This window comes from Palleronia sediminis, from assembly GCF_004358695.1.
Classification (GTDB): domain Bacteria; phylum Pseudomonadota; class Alphaproteobacteria; order Rhodobacterales; family Rhodobacteraceae; genus Palleronia; species Palleronia sediminis.
The window spans coordinates 130,239-147,988 of the sequence record NZ_SNAA01000003.1 but is presented as its reverse complement, the minus strand read 5'-3'; the positions used below and the strand labels follow the sequence as shown (position 1 = coordinate 147,988).

General features: G+C 68.2%; 19 protein-coding genes and 1 tRNA gene. 14 read left to right on the top strand and 6 right to left on the bottom strand.

Annotated features, from left to right (window positions below; genetic code table 11):
* Positions 1 to 205: 205 nt before the first annotated feature.
* From E2L08_RS04450 to E2L08_RS04440, 3 genes are read right to left on the bottom strand one after another with little or no spacing between them, the layout of a single operon-like run.
* Positions 206 to 406 (bottom strand): DUF1737 domain-containing protein, encoded by a 201-nt coding sequence (locus E2L08_RS04450; RefSeq protein WP_133395856.1) that lies wholly within the window; start codon positions 404 to 406, stop codon positions 206 to 208.
* A gap of 4 nt (positions 407 to 410) precedes the next feature.
* A complete protein-coding gene (locus tag E2L08_RS04445; RefSeq protein ID WP_133395855.1) occupies positions 411 to 971 on the bottom strand; it encodes an NnrU family protein in 561 nt (186 codons plus the stop codon).
* Positions 972 to 1,841: an HpcH/HpaI aldolase/citrate lyase family protein gene (locus E2L08_RS04440; protein WP_133395854.1), complete on the bottom strand. Its 870-nt coding sequence runs from the start codon at positions 1,839 to 1,841 to the stop codon at positions 972 to 974.
* 158 nt (positions 1,842 to 1,999) lie between these two features.
* Here E2L08_RS04440 and E2L08_RS04435 point away from each other — a divergent pair, with 158 nt between their 5' ends.
* From E2L08_RS04435 to lpdA, 12 genes are all read left to right on the top strand, one after another.
* Positions 2,000 to 2,860 carry a PRC-barrel domain-containing protein gene (locus tag E2L08_RS04435; RefSeq protein ID WP_133395853.1) on the top strand — a complete coding sequence of 287 codons (861 nt, stop codon included), beginning with the start codon at positions 2,000 to 2,002 and terminating at the stop codon, positions 2,858 to 2,860.
* A gap of 134 nt (positions 2,861 to 2,994) precedes the next feature.
* Positions 2,995 to 3,957 (top strand): malate dehydrogenase, encoded by a 963-nt coding sequence (gene mdh / locus E2L08_RS04430; protein WP_133395852.1) that lies wholly within the window; start codon positions 2,995 to 2,997, stop codon positions 3,955 to 3,957.
* 105 nt (positions 3,958 to 4,062) lie between these two features.
* Entirely contained in the window at positions 4,063 to 4,908 is an 846-nt protein-coding gene (locus tag E2L08_RS04425) for a putative nucleotide-diphospho-sugar transferase (RefSeq protein WP_133395851.1), read from the top strand.
* A gap of 236 nt (positions 4,909 to 5,144) precedes the next feature.
* The gene (locus E2L08_RS04420; RefSeq protein ID WP_133395850.1) at positions 5,145 to 6,113 is read left to right on the top strand and encodes a hypothetical protein; all 969 of its coding nucleotides are present in this window, start codon (positions 5,145 to 5,147) and stop codon (positions 6,111 to 6,113) included.
* Between the two features lie 153 nt (positions 6,114 to 6,266).
* Complete coding sequence (locus tag E2L08_RS04415; protein ID WP_133395849.1) at positions 6,267 to 6,785, top strand: DUF805 domain-containing protein; 519 nt, start codon at positions 6,267 to 6,269, stop codon at positions 6,783 to 6,785.
* The gene (locus E2L08_RS04410; protein ID WP_133395848.1) at positions 6,782 to 9,748 is read left to right on the top strand and encodes a 2-oxoglutarate dehydrogenase E1 component; all 2,967 of its coding nucleotides are present in this window, start codon (positions 6,782 to 6,784) and stop codon (positions 9,746 to 9,748) included. Before E2L08_RS04415 ends, E2L08_RS04410 begins: the two co-directional genes overlap by 4 nt.
* Positions 9,749 to 9,751: 3 nt before the next feature.
* Positions 9,752 to 11,296 (top strand): 2-oxoglutarate dehydrogenase complex dihydrolipoyllysine-residue succinyltransferase, encoded by a 1,545-nt coding sequence (gene odhB / locus E2L08_RS04405; protein WP_133395847.1) that lies wholly within the window; start codon positions 9,752 to 9,754, stop codon positions 11,294 to 11,296.
* A gap of 2 nt (positions 11,297 to 11,298) precedes the next feature.
* Entirely contained in the window at positions 11,299 to 12,171 is an 873-nt protein-coding gene (locus E2L08_RS04400) for a sulfotransferase family 2 domain-containing protein (RefSeq protein ID WP_133395846.1), read from the top strand.
* 97 nt (positions 12,172 to 12,268) lie between these two features.
* Positions 12,269 to 12,520 (top strand): hypothetical protein, encoded by a 252-nt coding sequence (locus E2L08_RS04395; protein WP_133395845.1) that lies wholly within the window; start codon positions 12,269 to 12,271, stop codon positions 12,518 to 12,520.
* A complete protein-coding gene (locus tag E2L08_RS04390; RefSeq protein WP_133395844.1) occupies positions 12,517 to 12,843 on the top strand; it encodes a hypothetical protein in 327 nt (108 codons plus the stop codon). The genes E2L08_RS04395 and E2L08_RS04390 overlap by 4 nt, the downstream gene beginning before the upstream one ends.
* 103 nt (positions 12,844 to 12,946) lie before the next feature.
* The gene (locus E2L08_RS04385; RefSeq protein WP_133395843.1) at positions 12,947 to 13,357 is read left to right on the top strand and encodes an MAPEG family protein; all 411 of its coding nucleotides are present in this window, start codon (positions 12,947 to 12,949) and stop codon (positions 13,355 to 13,357) included.
* 35 nt (positions 13,358 to 13,392) lie between these two features.
* Positions 13,393 to 14,781, top strand: coding sequence for a dihydrolipoyl dehydrogenase (gene lpdA, locus E2L08_RS04380; RefSeq protein ID WP_133395842.1), 1,389 nt, complete (start codon positions 13,393 to 13,395; stop codon positions 14,779 to 14,781).
* Positions 14,782 to 14,795: 14 nt separating this feature from the next.
* Here lpdA and E2L08_RS04375 read toward each other — a convergent pair whose 3' ends face one another.
* Both E2L08_RS04375 and E2L08_RS04370 read right to left on the bottom strand, forming a co-directional pair.
* A complete protein-coding gene (locus tag E2L08_RS04375; RefSeq protein WP_133395841.1) occupies positions 14,796 to 15,461 on the bottom strand; it encodes a GntR family transcriptional regulator in 666 nt (221 codons plus the stop codon).
* A 57-nt stretch (positions 15,462 to 15,518) separates the two neighbouring features.
* On the bottom strand, positions 15,519 to 16,214 hold the full coding sequence (locus tag E2L08_RS04370; RefSeq protein WP_133395840.1) for a M48 family metallopeptidase: 696 nt from the start codon (positions 16,212 to 16,214) through the stop codon (positions 15,519 to 15,521).
* A 111-nt stretch (positions 16,215 to 16,325) separates the two neighbouring features.
* On the opposite strand from E2L08_RS04370, the gene E2L08_RS04365 reads away from it, so the two are divergent.
* Both E2L08_RS04365 and E2L08_RS04360 read left to right on the top strand, forming a co-directional pair.
* The gene (locus tag E2L08_RS04365; RefSeq protein ID WP_133395839.1) at positions 16,326 to 16,667 is read left to right on the top strand and encodes a TIGR02300 family protein; all 342 of its coding nucleotides are present in this window, start codon (positions 16,326 to 16,328) and stop codon (positions 16,665 to 16,667) included.
* Positions 16,668 to 16,754: 87 nt separating this feature from the next.
* Positions 16,755 to 16,830: transfer RNA gene (locus tag E2L08_RS04360), tRNA-Ala, on the top strand.
* Between the two features lie 111 nt (positions 16,831 to 16,941).
* Here E2L08_RS04360 and bluB read toward each other — a convergent pair.
* Positions 16,942 to 17,565 carry a 5,6-dimethylbenzimidazole synthase gene (gene bluB, locus E2L08_RS04355; RefSeq protein WP_133395838.1) on the bottom strand — a complete coding sequence of 208 codons (624 nt, stop codon included), beginning with the start codon at positions 17,563 to 17,565 and terminating at the stop codon, positions 16,942 to 16,944.
* Between the last annotated feature and the right edge of the window lie 185 nt (positions 17,566 to 17,750).

Below are 17,750 nucleotides of genomic sequence, written 5' to 3'. Positions count from 1 at the left end.
CGGGCACGCCGGGCGGACGCACCGATACCGCGCTAATTAGCAATTCCCCGGCCGGTGTCACGCCCTTACCGCTGGGCTCTATAGCCGCACGGGCGTTAACAACCGGTTTGCGATCACCGCCGGGGGGCTTGTGATCACATATATCCCTGCCGTACCGCAAGTCGTGGCCGAACTCGGTCCGACGCCGTCGACTCGGGCCGGGCGCTCATTGGTCGCCCAGCTTCATCTCCGGCGAATAGGGGGCATGATCGTCCTTCACCACGGCCTGCGCGCATCGCATGACGCCCGCCGCGGCGTCGAAGGCATAGACAGGGCCTTCGTGCAGGGTCCAGCCCTGCGCCAACGCCGCCGAAACCTTGTGGCAGAAGGCCGAGTCGTCCAATCCGGTCAACAAGCGATAGAGCATCGGATCACCCCGGAAACGGCCAGACGCCCAGCCATGCGTGGACGCCCGCGATGATGAGGTAGAGCACGATCGAGATCACGAGCAGCCGCAGCGTTCCGAACCAGCTTCCGCCCTCGTAGGGCTCCCATTCCGGGACGCGCCGGTTGATGAGCTGCATCTCGGCCAGCGCCCAGAGGATGAACACCCCCCACATCACGACCGAGGCGAGATCGCCGTTCACCAACAGGTGAAGCGCCGCCCACAGGGTGAACCCCCAAAGCTGCGGATGGCGGGTATAGCCGCGGAAATTCGACTTGGACGCCCCCAGCCCGAAAAGTGCGATGGCCAGGATCATGAACAGGTCGACCACATGCACCCCCCAGACCGGCGGGTAATAGAGCTGCACGAACTCCGCATCGCGATAGCCGATGACGATCAGCACCACCGACAGCACCAGCAGCGCGGCAAAGATGCCTTTCGACGCATCGCCGAGCCTGTCGGTCAGCGCCGCGCGCGGACCGGGCGCCACGCGCTTGAACACATGGGCCAGCACCCACAGGGCGAGGCCCGCGATCAGTATTGCCATTTATCCGGTCTCCTTCGCGGCACGCGCGCGGGCGATGGTTCTTCTGGCCGACGCGACATGCAGGTTTTCGACGATCCGCCCGTCGACGACCGCGACGCCCTTGCCCTGCGCCAGCGCGGCCTCCCAGGCGGCGATCCGGCGGTGGGCAAGGTCGATCTCGGCCGCGCTCGGGGCGAAGATCTCGTTGGCGACGGCGATCTGGGCGGGGTGGATCAGCGTCTTGCCGTCCATGCCCAGCGCACGGCCCTGGGCACATTCCGTCCGCAGCCCCTCGGGGTCGTCGATGGCGTTGTGGACGCCGTCGAGACAGACGATCCCGCCCATCCGCGCCGCAGCGAGCGTGGTCTGGAGCGCCATGGACAGCGCCATCCGGTCGGGCCCCGGCTCGCAGCCCAGCTCGGCCGCGAGGTCGTTCGTCCCCAGCACGAAGCCCTGCATCCGCGGCGCCACGGCGATGGCGGCGGCGTTGAAAAGACCGCGCGTCGTCTCGATCATGGCCCAGATCCGCGTGCCCGCGGTCGAGGGGCGGCGCGCCAGCCGGTCGGCAAAGACGGCGACGGTCTCGGCCGCGCCGACCTTGGGCAGCAGGATCGCGGGCGGGCCCATTTCCGACACGGCATCGAAATCGCCCTCGCCCCACTCGGTATCGAACCCGTTGATGCGCACGATCAGCGCGCGGTCGCCATATCCGCCCTGACGCAGCGCTGCGGCCAGCGTATCGCGCGCCGCGACCTTTTCGGCCGGGGCCACCGCATCCTCGAGGTCGAAGATGATCGCATCGACCGGCAGGCCGCGCGCCTTGTCGAGCGCGCGCGCATTCGAGCCGGGAATATAAAGTGCCGACCGCCAGGGCCGTTCGCCATCCGTCATGCAAGATCAGTCCCGTTTTCCCGCGCACGAGCAAGCACGCCCCGCACGGGCAGCGCAACCCCGTTCGCGTCCGCCGGAACGGAGTGCCGTCTTGCGACTTATCATGGCGAAGAGACTGCCGCCCCCCGCGGCGCCCCCAACGAAAGGGAACCCCGACCATGAAAACCCTGCTTTCGACCACCGCCGCCGCCACCCTCGCCGTCACCATGCTGTCAAGCGCGCCCGCGATGTCGCAGACCGATGGCGGCTCTGCCGCGTCGACGATGAACGACAGCGCGTTCGCGCAGGTTCAGGAAGAGCCCGCGGTCGACCTGTTCGCCTCGGACCTGCTGGGAACCAGCATCTATTCAAGCGAGTCGGACGATTATGACGCGGTCGAGGGCGTGCGCCCCGACTGGAACGATATCGGCGAGATCAACGACCTCGTGCTCGGCGCCGATGGCAAGGTCGATTACGCCATCCTCGGGATCGGCGGCTTTCTCGGCATAGGCGAGCGCGACGTGGCCGTGCGCATGGACCGCATCGAGGTGGTGCGCGACGGGACCGATCCGTCGAACTACTACCTCGTCATTAATGCCACGCAGGAAGAGCTCGAATCCGCGCCCGAATTCAGCCGCGCCGATCTTGACACCGAAGGCGGCGGCATGGCGACCGACGTCGCGGGCGAGGCCGGGATCGAGACGGATGAGACCGTCGAGGGCGAGCTGAACGACGCCGCGCAAGGCGCCGAGACGGCCGCCGAGGAAACCGGCGACGCCATAGGCAATGCCGCCGACGATGCCGCGCAGGCCACCGAGAACGCCGCCGAGGAGACCGGCGAGGCGCTCGACAACGCCGCCGATGCGACCGGGAACGCGGTCGATGACGCCGCGCAGGCCACCGAGAACGCCGCCGAGGAGACCGGCGAGGCGCTCGACAATGCCGCCGACGCGACCGGCGACGCGGCGCAGGACGCGACCGAGGAAACCGGCGAAGCGTTGGAGAATGCCGGCGAAGAGTTGCAGGACACCGCGAACTGAGCGGCATCCCGCCCGCGATCCGAGCCATACGCGGCCGCCCCTGACCGGGGGCGGCCGTTTGCGCGACCGGCCTTGCGCCATGCGCGGGGCTGCCGTAACCCTCCGCGCGATTTCATCAAGCACCGGAGATCCCAATGGCCAGACCCAAGATCGCCCTGATCGGGGCGGGGCAGATCGGCGGAACGCTCGCCCATCTCGCCGCGATCAAGGAACTGGGCGACGTCGTCGTCTTCGACATCGCCGAGGGCGTTCCCCAGGGCAAGGCGCTCGATATCGCCGAGGCGGGCCCCTCCGAGCGGTTCGACGTGACCCTCAAGGGCACCAACGATTACGCCGATATCGCCGGGGCCGATGTCTGCATCGTCACCGCCGGCGTGCCCCGCAAGCCGGGCATGAGCCGCGACGACCTGCTGGGCATCAACCTCAAGGTCATGAAGGCCGTGGGTGAAGGCATCCGCGACAATGCCCCCGATGCGTTCGTCATCTGCATCACCAACCCGCTCGACGCGATGGTCTGGGCGCTGCGCGAGTTCTCGGGCCTGCCGCACCGCAAGGTGGTGGGCATGGCCGGCGTGCTCGACAGTGCGCGGTTCCGCCACTTCCTCAGCCTCGAGTTCGACGTCTCGATGCGCGACGTGACGGCCTTTGTGCTCGGCGGGCACGGCGACACTATGGTGCCGCTGGCGCGCTATTCTACCGTTGCCGGCATCCCCCTGCCCGATCTGGTCAAGATGGGCTGGACGACGCAGGACAAGCTCGACGCCATCGTGCAGCGTACCCGCGACGGCGGCGCCGAGATCGTCGGGCTGCTCAAGACCGGGTCGGCCTTCTACGCCCCCGCCACCGCCGCGATCGAGATGGCCGAGGCCTTTCTCAAGGACCAGCGCCGGGTTCTGCCCTGCGCCGCATGGTGCGACGGCGAGTTCGGGCTCGACGGGCTTTATGTCGGTGTCCCGACGGTCATCGGCGAGAACGGTGTCGAAAAGGTCGTCGACATCAAGCTCGCCCGCGACGAACAGGAAATGTTCGACAAGTCGGTCGATGCCGTGCGCGGTCTCGTCAAGGCCTGCAAGGGCATCGACGAGTCGCTGGCCTGATCGGGCGCGGCCGGCCCCGAGGTCGGCCCGCCCCTTGCATGATCCCTTCGGGACGCCCGGCCGCCGCGCCGGGCGTTCGCATGCAAAGCCCGCGAGGTGCCGCACATGACGACCGACCCCACCGCCCCGCGTGACGGCTTTGTCTTTGCCGCGACGGGCGACGCCTATCGCGCGCTGGCCCGGCGCACGGCGCGCAACCTGCGCGCGGTGATGCCCGGCGCGCAGATCGACCTCTTTACCGATGCCGCGCTGTTCGACCCGATCTTCGACCGGGTGCATCCCTTGTCTCACAAGGGCACCCGCCCCAAGATGGAGGCGCTGCGCGAAAGCCGCTTTGCCCGGACCGTCTATCTCGATTGCGACGTGGTGGCGGTGGCCGAGGTGTCGGACGTTTTCACCGTGCTCGACCGCGCCGATATCGCCGGCGCGCACGAGATGTATGGCAGTTCCCCGGTCGCCATGATGACCCATGGCGATCCGGTTCCGGCGGCCTTTCGCCAGATCAACAGCGGCGTTCTCGCCATCCGCAAAAGCGATGCCACCCGCGCGTTTCTCGACCGCTGGGAGACCGAGCTGGAGACCTCGGGGCTGCGGCGCGACCAGCCGGTTCTGCGCAGCCTTCTGTGGAACGGCGACCTGCGGCTCGCTGTGCTGCCGATGGAATACAACATGATGCATACAGGGCTCTTGCCCGCGATGAGCAAGCGCATGTCGGCCCCGCGCCTCCTGCACATCACCACCTTGCACGAAATCGCGGCCGGATCGCCCGAGACGCCCATCGAGCTTGCCGAGGTGCTGGATGAACGGACGCTGCGCGCGCTTTACGCACGGCTCGGTGGCGACCGGACGCTCGGGGCGGCGCCCACGATCCGCGACCGGCTGGGTGAGACGTTGCGCCGTTATCCGACGGCCGAGAAACAGGTGCGCCGCTGGTGGCGCCGGTTTCGCTGAGCCGCAAAAGACGGGCCATGACGGATGGTTCTGGGCGTTTGCGATCACGCCCCGATGCCCTGTGATCACAAATCGTGCGCGAACCATGGAATCCCCGCGAACAGAGCCGGATTCGTTTGCCGAGGCGCGAGGATGATGCCATGGGACGGGCGGCATGACGCGGTCGCACGGGCGACACATGGTTGGGAGGCGCATCGCATCGGAGCGTAAGCGATGATGCGGCTGGCGGCGAACGGATGGCACGGGCGATTGTTCATATCGGGATGCCCAAGGCCGGCAGCACGGCCATTCAGGCCTGGCTTGCCGCCAACCGCGACGCGCTGCGCGCGCGGGGCATCGTGTTTCACCCCGAAACGGCGGCGGGCACAGGCATCCGGCACGAGACCGGGATCGGCCTGATCGCGATGGAGGCCGCGGGTCGCATCGTTCCCTCGCGCCTCATCCGGGCGCATCTGCGGCTCGACGCGCCGGCCGACCAGTCGGCCCTTGCCCAACGGCTGCACCGCCACCTTGCCGCCGCCATCCATGACGCGCCCTCGGCGACCTTCGTCCTGTCGAGCGAGTTTCTCGCCGGCTGGCTGAAACGCGCGCCGCATATCCGGGCCGTCGACGCCATGCTCGGCCGCCATTTCGAGCGGGTCGGCTATGTCCTTTACCTGCGCGACCAGGTGGCGCGCATCCTGTCGGCCCATGCGCAGGCCCTCAGGGGCGGGGATGACGCCGCGCGGGACGCTTTCGTGAGCCGTCGCGCGGTCTGCGATTACAACGCGATCTGCCTGGCGTGGTCGCAGGCTGTCGGCGACAGGATCGACATCCGCCTGACCGAGCCGGATTTCCTGGCCCAGGGCGACCTGCTCGCGGATTTCGCCGATCGGCTGGGTGTGCCTGTCGGGCGTCGACCGGCGCCGTCGCGGGTGAACCGCAGCCCCTCGGGGCCCGCGCTCGACCTGTGGCGGGGCGCGAACCGCGTGGCGGGGCGCGTCGGGGCGCGTTCGGCGATGGCCGTGCTCGCGCCGATCTACTGGCGTAGCCGTCTGACCCGGATCGGGCCGCGCCCGGCCCTGACCCCGGCGCAGGAGACATTCGTCGCACAGGCCAATGCGCGCGCGAACGAGGCGCTGCGCGCGCGGGTCTTTCCCGAACGGCCCGTGCTCTTTGCCCGTTCGGCCGCGATCCTGGCCCGCGCGCCCGAGGTGGTGTCATGACCGTGACCGCACGCCTCACCCCGGAAACGGTCGCCCGCATCCCGCGATGTCCCCTGTCTGGCGCGGGGATCGGCCTAGGTTGCCCGGCGTGATGAGCGTTCCGCACCCATATGGACCGGCCCGCGCCGCGACCCGATCCCTCGGGAGGCCCGCATGACCTTTGCCGGGGCCGTCCGCACCTGCCTGCGCCGCTACGCCACCTTTTCGGGGCGCGCGTCGCGTTCGGAATACTGGTGGTTCATCCTGTTCACGATACTCGGCAGCTTCCTCATGGATCTGGTGGACAGCCTCGTATTCGGCGTGCCGGTACTGGCCTCGGACACGATGCCGAACGAGGGACCGCTCAGCGTGCTCTTCGGGCTCGCCGTGCTCGTGCCCAGCCTGTCGGCGGGCTGGCGGCGGATGCACGATACCGGGCGCTCGGGGCTTTACCTCGTCTATCCGGCCATCGTCATGCTGGGCATCGTCGCCTTCGTCGGCGTTCTCGCGGGTTTCGGCCCGCTGCTGCAGGGCGATTTCGGCGCGCTCGTGGGCGGTGGCGGCGCAGTGATCCTGACGCTGGCGCTCATCGTTCTCTTCATCTCTCCGCTTCTCGTTCTGTGGTGGCTGACCCGCCCCTCCGAGGACGGCCCCAACCCCTACGGTCCAAACCCGCACGAGGTGTCATCATGACCGACCAGTCGAATAACGACGCGTTCCGCGCGTCGAGCTTTCTGCAAGGCCACAACGCGGCCTGGCTCGAGCATCTCCAGGCCCGCTATGCCGAGAACCCCGCGTCGGTCGATGACGAATGGCAGGCGTTCTTCGACGCGCTCGAGCCCGACGGCCGCGCGGCGCAGGCCGAGGCGAACGGCCCCTCCTGGGCGCGGCGCGACTGGCCGCCGGTGCCCGCGGACGACCTGACCGCGGCGCTCGACGGGCAATGGCCCGACGCCGAGCCCGCCCCCGACGGGAAAGAGATCGCGCGCAAGATCGCGGACAAGGCCACGTCGTCCAAGATCGAGGTGGGCGAAGGCGCGGTAAGGCAGGCGGTGCTCGACTCGATCCGGGCGCTCATGCTGATCCGCGCCTATCGTATCCGCGGCCACCTGATCGCCGATCTCGACCCGCTCGGGTTGCGGCAGGCCAGCTATCACCCCGAGCTCGATTATACCTCCTACGGCTTCACCGAGGCCGATCTCGACCGCAAGATCTTTATCGACAACGTGCTGGGGCTCGAGCTGGCCAGCCTGCGCGAAATCCTCGACATCGTGAAGCGCACCTATTGCGGCACCTTTGCGCTGCAATACATGCACATCTCGGACCCGGAACAATCGGCCTGGCTGAAAGAGCGGATCGAGGGCTACGGCAAGGAGGTGAAGTTCACCGAGGAAGGCCGACGCGCGATCCTCAACAAGCTGGTCGAGGCCGAGGGCTTCGAGAAGTTCCTCCATGTCAAGTACATGGGCACCAAGCGGTTCGGTCTCGACGGCGGCGAGGCGCTGATCCCGGCGATGGAGCAGATCATCAAGCGCGGCGGCGCGCTGGGGGTCAAGGAAATCGTCTTCGGGATGCCGCATCGCGGCCGGCTGTCGGTGCTGGCCAACGTGATGGGCAAGCCCTACCGCGCGATCTTCAACGAGTTCCAGGGCGGCAGCTTCAAGCCCGAAGAGGTCGAAGGTTCGGGCGACGTGAAATACCACCTCGGCGCCTCTTCGGACCGGGAGTTCGACGGCAACAAGGTTCACCTGTCGCTCACGGCCAACCCCTCGCATCTCGAGGCGGTGAACCCGGTCGTGATCGGCAAGGCGCGGGCCAAGCAGGACCAGCTCAAGAACCCCGACCGCGACGCGGTCGTGCCGGTCCTGCTGCATGGCGACGCGGCCTTTGCGGGACAGGGCGTCGTGGCCGAATGTTTCCAGCTTTCGGGCATCCGCGGCCACCGCACGGGCGGCACGATCCACCTCGTGGTGAACAATCAGATCGGGTTCACCACCTCGCCCGCCTTTTCGCGATCCTCGCCCTATCCGACCGATATCGGCCTGATCGTCGAGGCGCCGATCTTTCACGTCAACGGCGACGACCCCGAGGCGGTGGTTCACGCGGCCAAGGTGGCCATCGAGTTCCGGCAGAAGTTCCGCAAGGATGTCGTCATCGACATGATCTGCTATCGCCGCTTCGGGCATAACGAGGGCGACGAGCCCATGTTCACCAACCCCGCGATGTACAAGCGGATCAAGCAGCAAAAGACCACGCTGACGCTCTATACCGAGCGGCTGGTGCGCGACGGGCTGATCCCCGAGGGCGAGATCGAGGATGCCAAGTCCGATTTCCAGAAGCTGCTGAACGACGAGTTCGAGGCCGGCAAGGACTACAAGCCGAACAAGGCCGACTGGCTGGACGGGCGCTGGTCGCATCTCAACCGCGAGGGCGAGAACTACCAGCGCGGCAAGACCGCGATCCCGCGCGAGACCTTCGACGAGGTCGGCCGCGCGCTGACGCGGACGCCGGACGGGTTCGACCTGCACAAGACCGTCGGGCGCCTGCTCGACGCCAAGCGGCAGATGTTCGAGACCGGCGAGGGGTTCGACTGGGCGACCGCCGAGGCGCTGGCCTTCGGCTCGCTTCTGACCGAGGGCTTTCCGGTGCGTCTGTCGGGCCAGGATTCGGGCCGCGGCACGTTCTCGCAGCGCCATTCCGCGCTGGTCGACCAGACCAACGAGGATCGGTTCTACCCGCTGAACCACATCCGCGAGGGCCAGGCGCAATACGAGGTCATCGACTCGATGCTGTCGGAATATGCCGTGCTCGGGTTCGAATACGGCTACAGCCTCGCCGAGCCGAACGCCCTGACCTTGTGGGAGGCGCAGTTCGGCGATTTCGCCAATGGCGCGCAGATCATGTTCGACCAGTTCATCAGCTCGGGCGAAAGCAAATGGCTGCGCATGTCGGGCCTCGTCTGCCTGCTGCCGCATGGCTACGAGGGACAGGGGCCGGAACACAGCTCGGCCCGGCTCGAGCGGTTCCTCCAGATGTGCGGGCAGGACAACTGGATCGTCGCCAACTGCACGACGCCCGCCAACTACTTCCACATCCTGCGCCGACAGTTGCACCGTAGCTTCCGCAAGCCGCTGATCCTGATGACGCCGAAATCGCTGCTGCGTCACAAGATGGCGGTGTCGAAGACCGAGGATTTCATCGACGACGCGAGCTTCCACCGCGTGCTCTGGGACGATGCGCAATACGGAAATTCCGAACTCGAGCTGAAGCCCGACGACCAGATCCGCCGCGTCGTGATGTGCTCGGGCAAGGTCTATTACGACCTGCTCGAACAGCGCGATGCCGAGGGGCTGGACGATGTCTATCTGATGCGGATCGAACAGTTCTACCCGTTTCCCGCGCATTCGCTCGTCAAGGAGCTTCAGCGTTTCGGCAAGGCCGAGATGGTCTGGTGCCAGGAAGAGCCGCGCAACCAGGGCGCGTGGTCCTTCATCGAGCCCAATATCGAATGGGTCCTGACCCGCGTCGAGGCCCGCCACACCCGGCCCGTCTATACCGGCCGCCCGCCGCAGGCCTCGCCCGCGACCGGGCTGGCCTCGAACCACAAGAAACAGCAGCAAACCCTCGTCGCCGCGGCGCTGGGACTGGAAGGATAGAAGATGACCGAAGTTCGCGTCCCCACACTGGGCGAATCCGTGACCGAGGCGACCGTGGCCACATGGTTCAAGAAACCCGGCGATAGTGTCGCGGCCGACGAGATGCTGTGCGAGCTCGAAACCGACAAGGTCACGGTCGAGGTGCCCTCCCCCGCCGCCGGCACGCTCGACGAGATCGTGGCCGCCGAGGGCGAGACCGTCGGCGTCGATGCCCTGCTCGCCCATATCGCCGAGGGCGCGCAGGCCTCGGGCGGCGACGATGGCGCACGCCGGTCCCATGACGAAAGCAAGGCCGGCTATTCCGGCGCCGATGCCGAAAAGGCCGGAACGGGCGATGACGCCGCGCGCGGCGACGATATCGCGGTGATGGTCCCCACGCTGGGCGAATCGGTGAGCGAGGCGACCGTCGCCACATGGTTCAAGAAAGAGGGCGACACCGTCGAGGCCGACGAGATGCTTTGCGAGCTCGAAACCGACAAGGTCTCGGTCGAGGTGCCGGCACCCGCCGCGGGCACTTTGACGCGGATCCTTAAGCCCGAGGGCGAGACCGTCGAGGCGGGCGGCCAGCTCGCCACCATGTCGCAGACCGGCGCGGCGGCCCCCCGCGCCGAAGACAAGCCGGCGGCGCATGACACCGCCAACGAGGATGGTGGCACGGGCAGCGCCTCGGCCCCGTCGGCGCGCAAGATGATGGCCGAAAAGGGCCTGTCAGACACGGATGTAAGGGGCTCGGGCAAGGACGGGCGCATCCTGAAAGAGGACGTGATGAAGGCGCTGGACGCGCCCGCACGTCCCGCCGCCCGGACCGAGGCACCCGCCGCCCGCGCGCCCTCGGCGCCGGCCGATGCCGACCGCGAGGAACGGGTCAAGATGACCCGCCTGCGCCAGACCATCGCGCGCCGCCTCAAGGATGCACAGAACACCGCGGCGATGCTGACGACCTATAACGAGGTCGACATGACCGAGGTCATGGCGCTCCGCTCCGAGTACAAGGAACTCTTCGAGAAGAAGCACGGCGTGCGGCTCGGCTTCATGTCGTTCTTCACCAAGGCCTGCTGCCACGCGCTGAACGAGGTGCCCGAGGTCAATGCCGAGATCGACGGCACAGATGTCGTCTACAAGAACTTCGTCCATATGGGCATCGCCACCGGCACGCCCACGGGGCTTGTCGTGCCGGTGATCCGCGACGCCGACGCCATGTCCTTTGCCGAGATCGAAAAGGCCATCGCCGCCATGGGCAAGAAGGCCCGCGACGGCAAGCTGTCGATGTCCGACATGCAGGGCGGGACCTTCACCATCTCGAATGGCGGCGTCTACGGCTCGCTCATGTCCTCGCCCATCCTGAACCCGCCGCAATCGGGGATCCTGGGGATGCACAAGATCCAGCAACGCCCGATGGTCATCGACGGCGAGATCAAGGCGCGCCCGATGATGTATCTCGCGCTCAGCTACGATCACCGCATCGTCGACGGCAAGGGCGCCGTGACCTTCCTCGTGCGCGTGAAAGAGGCGCTGGAGGATCCGCGCCGCCTGCTCATGGACCTGTAGCCATGTCCCGACACGCGCCCGCGCCGCGGCTCTTCAACGACAGGCCCGCGGCCGGTGAGCCCGTGAACCGCATGATGAAGGAGGCGCGCGACACCCATGCGCGCGCCTTCCGCAGCCCGGCGCTCTGCAACTTCTATCACTGGTACTGGTTCACGCCCCCCTCGGGGCGCTGGGCCTACAAGCCCAACGGGAAATCCGGCACGACATCGACGCTGGCCTTCCTGTTCTGGGCCGAGTTCGGGCACCCGGTCAGCACCGCGATGCACGCGCCCGGCGACATGAACGACGACGCGATCCTGCACCGCCTGACGACGCTCGACCTGTTCCGACGCGCGCATCACCGGCGCGATATCGACAGCCTGACCGGGTTTCTGGGCGACACCACCCGCCTGACGACGGTACGCCACCCCGCGACGCGCGCGATATCGGCGTTTCGCTACCTGTCGCGGTCGCACGCCCTGTCGCACGAGCAATTCGCCCGCGACCGGTTGCGCATGACCGCCGTGACGGGGATGGACTGGACCCGCGACGCCGACAGCCCCGAGGGGTTCGAGCGGTTTCTCGACTATGTCGCCTACGAGATCGAGACCGAGGACGAGGTGCCGGTGAACAATCACTGGGGGCTCCAGGTCTCGGCGATCCGGCCCGATCTCTATCCACCCCACGCGGTCGGACGCTGCGAGGCGCTCGGCGCCTTTTTCGGCGGGCTGGCGGATCGCTGGGGGCTCGATCCCGCGCGAGCGGCCGATTTCGCCGCGGCACCGCTGAACGCAGGCGGCGGAGCGCGGGCTTTCGCGCCGTCACCCCATGCCAGGTCCCGCATCGCGGAAATCTACGCCCCGGATTTCGAGGCGTTCGGCTACGATCCCGACTGATCCGCGCATTTCGCGACCCCGCGCCGCGGTTTCGCTTTGCACATCCCGCCGCCGCCCGCGATGATCGGGCGATATCGGCGACAGACAGGACCCGACCATGCAGCTTCTCCTGCGGTTCGACACCGACGACCGGGCGGCTTTCCGCACCGCCTATGACGCCTCGCGCGAGGATCGCGACCAGGCCGGCCTGACGCAGCTCCAGCTTTGGGAAGAAACCGACGCCCCCGACCGCGTCTGGGCGCTGTTCGCCGTCACCGACCGCGACCGCGCCGCGGCCTGGCTCGCGCGCGAGGGCGCGCTCGACCGGCATGTGGCCGCGATGCAGGCGCATTTCCTGGCGACCGCATGATCCGGCGCGCCACGTTCCTTCTGCCTGTGCTGCTGGCGGCCTGCGCGCAGGCCCCCGTGCGCGGGCCCGACGCGCCGACGGTGCGCCATTTCGAATCGACCGAGACGGCGGGCAACGGCGCGCGCTGGCACATCTTCCTGTTCGACCCGTCCGAGCCGCGCGATCTCGACGACCGCATCGCGCTGGCCCGCGCCTTCGTCCGCGCCGAGGGGCGCTGCACCTGGGTCGGCGCGCCCCGCGACGACCTGGCCCGGCAGACCGCCGCGCAAGGCGCGCGCTATGCCGAGACGATGCTGGCCGCTCCCCTGCGATGCACGGCCTGAACCTTCTCTGTTTCCGCAAATACTCAATCGGCGCGACGGCCGCGACCGCCGCCGCGCGCGGATCGGCGCGATCCCGCATCCGCCCCTCGCGAAAGAGCCCGACATGACGCCCGAACTGACCGTTCTCGTCCTCGCCGCCTTGTGGCAGATGGTGCAGCTCGTCCTCTATGCCGTTCCGGCCAACCGCGAACTCGGCCCCGGCAAGACGATGAGCCCCCGCGATCCGCAAAGGCTCGACCGGCCCCTGTCGGAACAGGTCTCGATCCGCACCGGGCGCCTGTCGCGCGCCTACCAGAACCACAACGAGGCACTGCTGCTCTTTGCCGTCGCGGCGGTCGTCGTGTCGATCACCGGGCAGTCGGGGCCCTTCACCACCGCATGCGCCTGGGTCTATCTCGCCGCGCGGGTGCTCTACGTGCCGGCCTATGCCTTTGGCTGGGTGCCGTGGCGGTCGATGCTGTTCGGCGCGGGTTGGCTCGCAACCATGTTGATGCTGGTCTCGGCCCTGCTATGACCGGGGCGACCCGCGACAGATCGAGGAAACGAACAATGTCCAGCTACGATGTCATCGTCATCGGCTCCGGCCCCGGCGGCTATGTCTGTGCCATCCGCTGCGCGCAGCTCGGCCTCAAGACGGCTGTGGTCGAAAAGGACGACACGCTGGGCGGGACCTGCCTGAACGTGGGCTGCATCCCCTCAAAGGCGCTGCTCCATGCCACCCACATGCTGCACGAGGCCGAGCACAATTTCGCCAGGATGGGCCTCAAGGGCAAGACGCCCTCGGTCGACTGGAAAGAGATGCAGGCCTACAAGAAGGACACGATCGGCCAGAACACCAAGGGGATCGAGTTCCTCTTCAAGAAGAACAAGATCGACTGGCTCAAGGGCCACGGCTCGATCCCCGCGGCCGGAAAGGTCCGGGTCGGCGACGAGACGCATGAGGCCAAACACATCGTCATCGCCACGGGCTCGGCGCCGGCCACCCTGCCCGGTGTCGAGATCGACGAATCCATCGTCGTCTCGTCGACCGGCGCGCTGTCGCTGGGCAAGATCCCGAAACGGATGGTGGTGATCGGGGCCGGCGTCATCGGGCTGGAAATGGGGTCGGTCTATGCCCGGCTCGGCACGCAGGTGACGGTGGTCGAATATCTCGACACGATCACCCCCGCCATGGATGGCGAGGTGCAAAAGCAGTTCCAGAAACTGCTGACCAAGCAGGGCCTGACCTTCGTGCTCGGCGCGGCCGTGCAGGGCGTCGAGGTCAAGGGCCAGAAGGCCCGCGTGACCTATCAGCACCGCAAGGACGGGTCCGAGGAAACGCTCGAGGCCGATACGGTTCTCGTGGCGACCGGGCGCCGCCCCTATACCGAGGGGCTCGGGCTCGAGGCCGTGGGCGTCGAGACGACCGACAAGGGGCAGGTCCGCACCGACGAGAGGCTGTCCACCAACGTCGAGGGGATCTGGGCCATCGGCGACGCCGTGACCGGCCCCATGCTGGCCCACAAGGCCGAGGACGAGGGCATCGCCGTGGCCGAGACCATCGCGGGCCAGCACGGGCATGTGAATTACGGCGTCATTCCCAGCGTCATCTACACCCACCCCGAGGTCGCCGCCGTCGGTCGCACCGAATCCGAGCTGAAGGAGGCGGGGATCGCCTACAAGGCGGGCAAGTTCAGCTTCATGGGGAATGGCCGCGCCAAGGCCAATTTCGCGGGGGACGGCTTTGTCAAGATCCTCGCCGACGCCACGACCGACCGCATCCTCGGCGCCCATATCATCGGGCCGATGGCGGGCGACCTGATCCACGAGATCTGCGTCGCGATGGAGTTCGGCGGCGCGGCGCAGGACATCGCGCTGACCTGCCACGCGCACCCGACCTATTCCGAGGCCGTGCGCGAAGCCGCGCTGGCCTGCGGCGACGGGGCCATTCACTCCTGAGCCGGGCGCGGGGGCTAGCCGCCCTCCCCGGCGAGGATCAGGCGCAGGCCGGTGGTCACATCGGCCCGCACCGCAAGACGCAGCCCCGGCTCGTCGCCCGCCATCAGCGCGGCAAGGATCAGCCGGTGGCCCGTCGGGGGCGTGGTCCGGTTCAGCCGGCCGTAAAGCTTGCGCATCGTCGGCCCGAGTTGCAGCCAGACCGTCTCGGCCATGGCCAGCATCGCCGGGGCCTGCGCGCGCAGATAGAGCAGCCGGTGAAACTCTAGATTGAGGCGGATGTAGCGCACGGCGTCGCGCTTGGCGACGGCCTCGGCGACCTGCCCGTTGATCGCCTGCATCCGTTCGATCAGCACGCCATGCGCGCGCGGCAGGGCGCGGCTGGCCAGTTCGACCTCGAGCAGCGCGCGCAGCGCGGCCAGTTCCTCGATCCGGTCGGCTGAAAGCTCGGGCGTGGCGACCCGCCCCGAGGCCGAGAGCGACAGCGCCCCCTCGGCCGTCAGGCGGCGCACCGCCTCGCGCGCGGGGGTCATCGAGACGCCGTGATCGCGGGCGATCCCGCGCAGCGTCAACGCCTCCCCCGGCGACAGCTCGCCATGCATGATGCGCGCCCGCAAGGCCCGGAACACCCGGTCATGCGCAGGCGCGGTCTGCGCCGGATCGGGGCGGGGTTGCAGCAGCATGAGGCGCAGACTGCTGCCCCCGCCGCGCCCCGTCAAGCGCCCCGCCCCGAGGCCGCGTCAGCCGGTGAAATCGAGCGCGAAAAGCGAACCGCCCTTTGCCCTGAGCCAGTCCTGCGCGGCGCGATGGTCCGGGTCGAGCCGTGCGACCACGGCCCAGAAGGCCGGCGAATGGTTCATCTGCTCGAGATGCGCCACCTCATGCGCGGCGACATAGTCGAGCACGGGCGGCGGCGCGAGGATCAGCCGCCACGAGAACATCAGCCCCCCGCGCCCCGAACACGACCCCCAGCGCGATTTCGTGTCGCGCAGGCGGATCGGCGGGGCCGACCGCCCCAACGCCGCTGCGTGGCGCGCGACCGCGGGCCCGAGCGACGCGGCCGCCTCGTCGCGCAAGACCCGCGCGACCTGAGGCCCGACCGGCCCGGCGATCACGCCCAGCGTTCCGGGCCCCCGTCCGCGCCGGACGCCGCGCACGACCTCGACCGGCTCGCCGCCGACCCGCAGGACGGTGCCGATCCCCACGGGACACGGGCGGCAGGCGGCCTCGATATGGCGCCGCAGGAAATCCGCGCGCGACGCCGCAAAGGCCAGGGCATCGGCATCGCTGACTCCTTTGGGGATCGATAGCACCGCTTCGCCGCCCACGCGGCGCACCGACAGCGTGATCCGCCGCGCGCGTCCCGACCGGCGCAGCCGCACCGAAAGGTCCGGCGCGCCCGGCACGGTCTTCACATTGTCGTCCGGTCCACCCATATGGGCGATCTAGCGATTGCACGCGGCGGCCGCCAGCCTTGCGCGAAAGCCTTTGACAAGGCTCGGGGGCTGTGGCACCCGGCTGCGATCCCGGAACCCGAGAGGAAGCCCATGCCCAAGGAAGAATGGGGGACGAAACGCGTCTGCCCGACCACCGGCAAGCGGTTCTACGACCTGAACCGCACCCCGATCGTGAGCCCCTATACCGGCGAGGTCGTCCAGATCGACACCGGCAAGGGTGGCCGCACCATGGTCGCCGACAAGGCCGACCGCAACAGCCGCAAGGACGATCAGACCGAGGACGACGATATCGTACTCGACGATGACGCCGATGCCGACAGCCCGAACCAGACCGACGTGGATCTGGGCGACGACGTGCTCGAGGATGACGACGACGAGGACAACGTGTCCCTCGACGAGATCGCCGACGTGGCCGACGATAACGACGACTGACAAACTGACGGGGCGGGTCTCTTTTCCGCTTGAACTGCCCCGCACCATCTTCTAGAGACGCCGCACGCTGCACACGCGGCGTCACACGGGGCCTTAGCTCAGCTGGGAGAGCGCCTGCATGGCATGCAGGAGGTCAGCGGTTCGATCCCGCTAGGCTCCACCATTTCCCTTTATTCCAAGCGTTTATGCAGAGCATTCGCCCTCGCTATACGGATCTGATGCTGCAGCGGATCACGGCCCGGACCTTGCACCGGCAACACCTCGCCGCCCGAGGTCAGACGATCCGCCAGTCCGTCACTTTCGTTTCCTGCCAGCCGGTCTCGTGCAGCAGCGGCGTATCGGTCTCGTGCAAGGGGTAACCGAGGCACAGGTATCCCGCCAGCGCCCATGTCGGCGGGGCGCCGAGGATCGCGCCGGCTTCGGCCGGATCGAGGATCGAGACCCAGCCCAACCCGACATTCTCGGCCCGCGCGGCCAGCCAGAGCGTGTGGATCGCCATCACGGTCGAATAGCCGAGGGCCTCGGGCATGGTTTGCCGCCCGAGCCCCCGCCCCTCTTCGACGGCCATGTCGGTGAAGACCGCGAGGTGAACCGGGGCCTCGCGCAACCCCGCCAGCTTGAGGGCGAGGTAGTCGCGGCGCGCGTCGCCGGAATACTCTCGGGCCGCGCGCCGGTTGCAGCTTTCAAAACTGGCGATGATCCCGGCGCGGCGCGCGGGATCCTCGACCTGCATCACGCGCCAGGGCCGCGAATTGCCGACCGAGGGGGCAAGATCCATCTGCCGGCGCAAACGATCCAGCAGCTCGGGCGCAAGTGGATCGGGCCGGAAATGCCGCACGTCGCGCCGCCAGCGCAGGATATCGTCGAGCGCCGACACATGGTCCGGGGTCATCCTCATCGCGCGCGGCCGGACGCGCCCCGGTGCCCGTGGGCATATCGGCTACGCCTTGGGGTCGGCGGGGTGGCTCTTGCGACGCGGCTCATCGGTCTTTTCTGTCCACAAAGCCGCGCGGCATTCAAGCGGTCCGACCCGCGCGACGGGTCGTGGCAGGGCGCGGGCGGCATTGACAAGCGGCACTTTGA